A 5,643-nucleotide genomic window follows, 5' to 3' on the forward strand; every position below is an offset into this window, starting at 1 on the left:
GAGTTCGTCGGCAGCGTCAGATGGGTATAAGAGACAGGACCAGGACCTCGTGCCCCTGGAACTCCACGTGCTCGACCAGGCCGGTGATCGGCACCTCGCCGGGGCGGGCCGCGCTGCGCTTGGCAATCCTGATGGCCTCCGAGCGCAGGCCCACGATGACCTCACGGCCCTGCTGGACCCGCAGCAACTGGTGGTCCAGGGAGAGCGGTTCGGGCAGGCGGAGGAACTGCTTGCCCAGGCTGATGGTCATCGCCCCGTCGAGCGGGGCCCGCACCAGGCCGCGCAGCAGGTTGATGCGCGGGGTGCCGATGAAGGCCGCTACGAAGACGTTGCGCGGCAGCGCGTAGACCGCCCGGGGGCTGTCGACCTGCTGGAGCACACCGCCACGCAGCACCGCGACCCGGTCGCCGAGCGACATGGCCTCGGCCTGGTCGTGGGTGACGTAGATCGTGGTGACGCCCAGTTCCCGGGTGAGCCGGGAGATCTCGGCCCGCAGATGCGCGCGGAGCTTGGCGTCGAGGTTGGACAGCGGCTCGTCCATCAGGAAGGCGGAGGGATGACGGGCGATGGCCCGGCCCATGGCGACCCGCTGGCGTTCGCCGCCGGACAGCTGGCCGGGCAGGCGGTCGAGGAGGTCCTCGATGCCGAGCATGCGGGCGGTGGCGTCGACGCGGGGGCGGGGGTCCGCGCCCGGGTCCTCGATGCGCAGCGGGAAGCCGATGTTGGCGCGGCTGGTCATGTTCGGGTAGAGGGCGAAGTTCTGGAAGACCATCGCCATGTCCCGGTCGGACGGCAGCAGGTCGTTGGCGTACTCACCGTCGAGCAGCAGGTGGCCCTCGTCGATCTCCTCCAGCCCGGCGATCATTCTGAGCACGGTCGACTTGCCGCAGCCGGACGGGCCGAGCAGCACGAGGAACTCGCCGGGCGAGACGTCCAGCGACAGCCGGTCCACCACGCGGGGGCCGCGTGGGTAGGCCTTGCTCACGTCGTGCAGGGAGATGGCGCGTGTCATGAGGGGCCCCCGAGGGGTCATCAGGGCGCTGGTGCTCCGCGGTCGGAAAGCCCCGTGCGGGTCGTACGGGGCTGTGGGTCACGGAAGCTAACGGAATGTGTGCGGCCGGGGGAAGAGACCGGACAAGATCGAGGGCTTCGGTCCATCTGCTGAGAAGGCGGACGGCCGGTTCAGCGGATGCCGGTGAGGTGGGCGAAGACGACCACGTTGCCGGAGTAGCCCTTCCTGCGGTCGTAGCTGCCGCCGCCCGGCGTCGTCGGCTTGGAGGTCGGGCAGTCCACCTTGAACAGCTTGAACTTGCCGGCGCCGTGGGCCTGGTCGGTGAGCCATGTCGGCTTGTACTGCCCGTTGGGCAGGTCGACGGCCGCGGTACGGCCCTGTCCGGTCGGGTCGGCCGTGAAGCTGCCGGTGCGCGTGGCCCCGCCCGGAGCCTCGGGCTGGGTCTGGATGGTCCAGTTGACCTTCTCGCCCTAGTCGAAGTTGAACACGGCGAGGTAGAAGTCGCAGACCTTCGGATCGTTGCGCTGGTTGTCCGAGGCCGTCGTGCTGGCGTGGATCTTGACGTCTCCGTTGTCCCCCGGCGCGGGAGCGGCTACGGCGGACACCCGCTCAGGGTGGCCCCTGCGAGGGCGAGGGCGGCGACGACGGCGGCGCGGGTGCCGGCACGACGGGCAAGGGGCATGACGGGCATGACGGGCATGAACATGCCCTAAGTCGGATGATTTACATACAGACACCTCGTACCGGACTCTCTGTCATCTCGGTACTGAAAAGGGCGCAGCACCGCCCTACGACGCGTCAGATACCGCTCTTCCGGCGCAGCGGCACCCGGCACCGGAAGCCTCTTCGCGCACCGCGGACCTCACCATCAGCCTCCGGCTCCGGCACCGGCACCCGCTCCCCCGGCTCCCCCGGTTCCCCCGGTTCACTCCGTGACCGTACGGCGACGCCGGACGACAGCAGCAACAGCACTCCCAGCATCACGAACGGCGCCGCCACACCGGCGACTCCGGCGATCAGCCCGGCCGCGGCGGGCGCGGCCACCTGGCCGAGCCGGTTGCCGGTCAGGCGCAGGGCCAGGGCCGTGGACCTGGCTTCGTCGGGGGCTGCCTGGACGACCGTCGTCATGGACAGCGGCTGGCCGACCCCGAGGCAGAAGCCCAGCGCGGCGAGCAGCAGTCCCAGCGCCCACACCGGCACCGGCAGGGCGATGCCCGCGCAGAGCAGGGCCGCCAGCAGACAGGTGACCGTCAGCAGCAGCGTCCGCCCGAGCAGCCGCAGCAGGGGCGTCAGCACCAGGCGGCAGGCGATCGTGGCCGCCGCGCGCAGGCTGAGCAGGATGCCGATCACGGACGGCGCGATACCCCGGTGCTCCCCGACCACCGGGAGGTAGGCGGTCAGGATGTCGGTCGCGGACAGCACGGCGAGGCTGATGAAGATGCCCGCGGGCACCCCCCGGGTGCGCAGGATGCCCCGGACCGGGACCCGGTCGCCCCGGTCCGCGCGGGACGTGGGCGCCGTACGGCGGTGCTCGATGCGCCACAGCGAGGTGAACGCCACCGCCGCCGTGGCGCCCGCCACGAGCAGGGCGAGCGCGCTGCTGCCGGCCATGTCCTCGCCGCCGATCAGCGCGCCCGCGGCGATCGGGCCGACCAGCTGACCGAGGGCCGCACCGATGGTGAAGTGCCCGAAGTTGCGGTCCTGTTCGTGCGGCGCGGACTGGCGGGCGACGAGGGACTGGGAGCCGATGACGAAGCACAGGTGCCCGAGGCCCATCACCCCGCTCCACAGGGCCATCGTCCACAGGGAACCGGCGACGCCGCTGAGGGCGCAGCCGCCGGATATGAGGACGACGCCGGCCGGCAGCAGGGGCGCGCAGCGGCCGTGGTCGGTGCGGCGCCCGAGGGGGACGGCGGCGAAGAGGGGCAGCAGGGCGTACACACCGGCGATCACACCGATCGCGCGCTCGTCCGCGCCCAGCGCGAGGGCCCGGTAGGAGACGGCGGGCCGGGCCATCGACACCGCCCCCTGCGCGAAGCCGAAGGCGATGACGAGGCGGAGCAGCCAGCCGCGGTTCCCACCGGGCCTCACGATGACGTCCTCCATGAACGTGGCTCAGATGATCCCGAACAGCATGCCCGCGCCGAGGATGACGAGGCAGGTGAGGGCGGCCCACTTCACGACGAACTTCGTGTGGTCGCCGAACTCCACCTTGGCCATGCCGACCAGGACGTACACGGCCGGGACGAGCGGGCTGGACATGTGCAGCGGCTGGCCGACGAGGGAGGCGCGGGCCATCTCCAGCGGGGAGACACCGTGCGCGGCACCCGCCTCGGCGAGGACGGGCAGGACACCGAAGTAGAAGCCGTCGTTCGACATGAAGTAGGTGAGCGGCAGGCTGAGGACGCCGGTGACGAGCGCCATGTGCGGGCCCATGCCGGCGGGGATGACGTCCACCATCCACTTGGCCATGTGGTCGACCATGCCGGTGCCCTGGAGGACGCCGGTGAAGACGGCGGCGGCGAAGACCATGCCGGAGACGTTCAGGACGTTCTCGGCGTGGGCGGCGATGCGGGCCTTCTGGTCCGGGATGTGCGGGAAGTTGACGGTGAGCACGAGTGCGGCGCCGAGCAGGAACAGCACCGGGATCGGCAGCAGCTCCATGATCATGGCGGTGAGCAGGCCGACCGTGAGCAGCGCGTTGAACCAGTACAGCTTGGGGCGCAGCGTGGCGCGGTGGGGGTCGAGGCCCTGGAAGTCGTCGTCCTGCTCGTCGGCGTCCGTGCCGGAGCCGGCACCGCCCGCGACGCTCTTGCGCATGTCGACCTTGCCGTCGCCGGAGCCGCCGGCGCCCACGAGGACCGTCTCGGCCTCCTTCTCCTCGACCTTCTCCTCCACCAGCACCTCGTCCAGCGTCAGCACGCCCAGCCGCCGGCGCTCGCGCACGCCGAGCACGTAGGAGAGGACGAAGACGAAGAGCAGGCCGACCAGGAGCGCCGGGATCATCGGGACGAAGATGTCGCTGGCGTCGAGCTTCAGCGCGGTCGCGGCGCGGGCGGTCGGGCCGCCCCACGGGAGGGTGTTCATGACGCCGTTGGCCATGGCGGCGACACCGGTCATCACGACCAGGCTCATCTTCAGGCGCTTGTACAGCGGGTACATCGCCGAGACGGTGATCATGAAGGTCGTCGAGCCGTCGCCGTCCAGGGACACGATCGCGGCGAGCAGGGCGGTGCCCACGACGATCCGCATCGGATCGGCTTTGCAGAATTTGAGAATGCCGCGCACGATCGGGTCGAAGAGACCGACATCGATCATCACGCCGAAGTAGACGATCGCGAACATGAGCATCGCCGCGGTGGGGGCGAGGTCGGTCACGCCGTCGAGGACGTAGTCGCCGAGCTTGGCGCCCTTGCCGACGAACACGCAGAAGAGCGCGGGAATCAGCACGAGCGCCGCGATCGGCGACATCTTCTTCATCATGATCAGGACCAGGAAGGTCGCGATCATGGCGAAGCCGAGGATGGTCAGCATGAGTTGATACCTAACGTTCGCCCTTGAACATCCCACCAGGGCCGGCGGTGTCCGAGACGTTAGGTGCGTTCAAGCAGCGTTAACAAGACGTTGACGTGCGAGCAATAAGCGCAAAACTGCTGGTCACAGCTTTGCTCAGGTCAGGGCGGTGTGCTTTTCGGTCACGGAGGGCGCTTCCGGGCCCGTCTCGGGGGCCACCTCGACCGGCACCCCGTTGAGGACCGCGTTGCCCGACAGCGGGTCGAGCAGACGGCCGTCCAGGAGCTGGTTGACGTTGACGCCGGGGTCCGTGGAGGCGTGGCTGAGGCGGGTGCCGGGACGGTTGTGGCCCCAGCCGTGCGGCAGGCTGACCACCCCCCGGCGGATCGCGTCGGTGACCTCCGCGGGTGCGGTGACCTCTCCCCCGGCGCCCTTCACGCGCACGGCGGCCCCGTCCTCGACGCCCAGCCGTTCGGCGTCCTCGGGGTGGATGTGCAGGGTGCAGCGGTTCGAGCCGCCGGTGAGGGCGGGCACGTTGTGCATCCAGCTGTTGTTCGAGCGCAGGTGGCGGCGGCCGACCAGGACGAGTCCCTCGGGGCGCTCGGCCAGGGCGCGCTTCAGGCGGGGCAGGTCGTCCGCGATCGGCTGCGGCAGCAGTTCCACCTTGCCGCTCCTGGTCTTCAGCGGCTGCGGGAGCCGGGGCCGTAGGGGACCGAGGTCGATGCCGTGCGGGTGTGCGAGCAGCTTCTGAAGGTTCAGTCCGTCCGGTCGTACGCCGAAGCCGTCGCCGTAGGGGCCGAGGCGCAGCATCATGTCCAGCCGTCGCTCGGGGCCGGTGTCGCCGGTGAGCTGTGTGGCGAGTTCGCGGGGGTCACGGCCGTGCACGGGTGAGTGCGGTTCCTCGACCGCCTTGCCGAGGGTCTGGTCGACGACCATCTGGTCGACGGCGGCGGGATCGGCTCCGTGCATGCCCGTCACGGCGAGAATCAGCCGGGCGAGGATCTCCGTCTCCGCCATGCGGCCGGGCTCCAGCGGGACGGCCGGGCGGGTGTAGCGGACCTGGTTGCGTACGGCGAGGGTGTTGAAGGCGAAGTCGTGGTGCGGGCTCTGGGAGGGCG

General features: G+C 70.4%; 4 protein-coding genes and 1 pseudogene. All 5 read right to left on the minus strand.

The window, feature by feature from the left end:
• Positions 1 to 37 precede the first annotated feature (37 nt).
• Positions 38 to 1,012, minus strand: a pseudogene (locus tag C1J00_RS37050) (ABC transporter ATP-binding protein); the annotation flags it as partial.
• Between the two features lie 470 nt (positions 1,013 to 1,482).
• Positions 1,483 to 1,617: a hypothetical protein gene (locus tag C1J00_RS47765; RefSeq protein WP_281262790.1), complete on the minus strand. Its 135-nt coding sequence runs from the start codon at positions 1,615 to 1,617 to the stop codon at positions 1,483 to 1,485.
• 193 nt (positions 1,618 to 1,810) lie between these two features.
• Entirely contained in the window at positions 1,811 to 3,103 is a 1,293-nt protein-coding gene (locus tag C1J00_RS37055; RefSeq protein WP_245936647.1) for an MFS transporter, read from the minus strand.
• Positions 3,104 to 3,127: 24 nt separating this feature from the next.
• Positions 3,128 to 4,546: a CitMHS family transporter gene (locus tag C1J00_RS37060; RefSeq protein WP_102913310.1), complete on the minus strand. Its 1,419-nt coding sequence runs from the start codon at positions 4,544 to 4,546 to the stop codon at positions 3,128 to 3,130.
• Positions 4,547 to 4,681: 135 nt separating this feature from the next.
• The coding region (locus tag C1J00_RS37065; protein ID WP_219728399.1) for a molybdopterin oxidoreductase family protein at positions 4,682 to 5,643 on the minus strand (962 nt) is incomplete at its 5' end.

Origin of the sequence: Streptomyces cahuitamycinicus (genome assembly GCF_002891435.1) — a bacterium.
Lineage (GTDB): Bacteria > Actinomycetota > Actinomycetes > Streptomycetales > Streptomycetaceae > Streptomyces > Streptomyces cahuitamycinicus.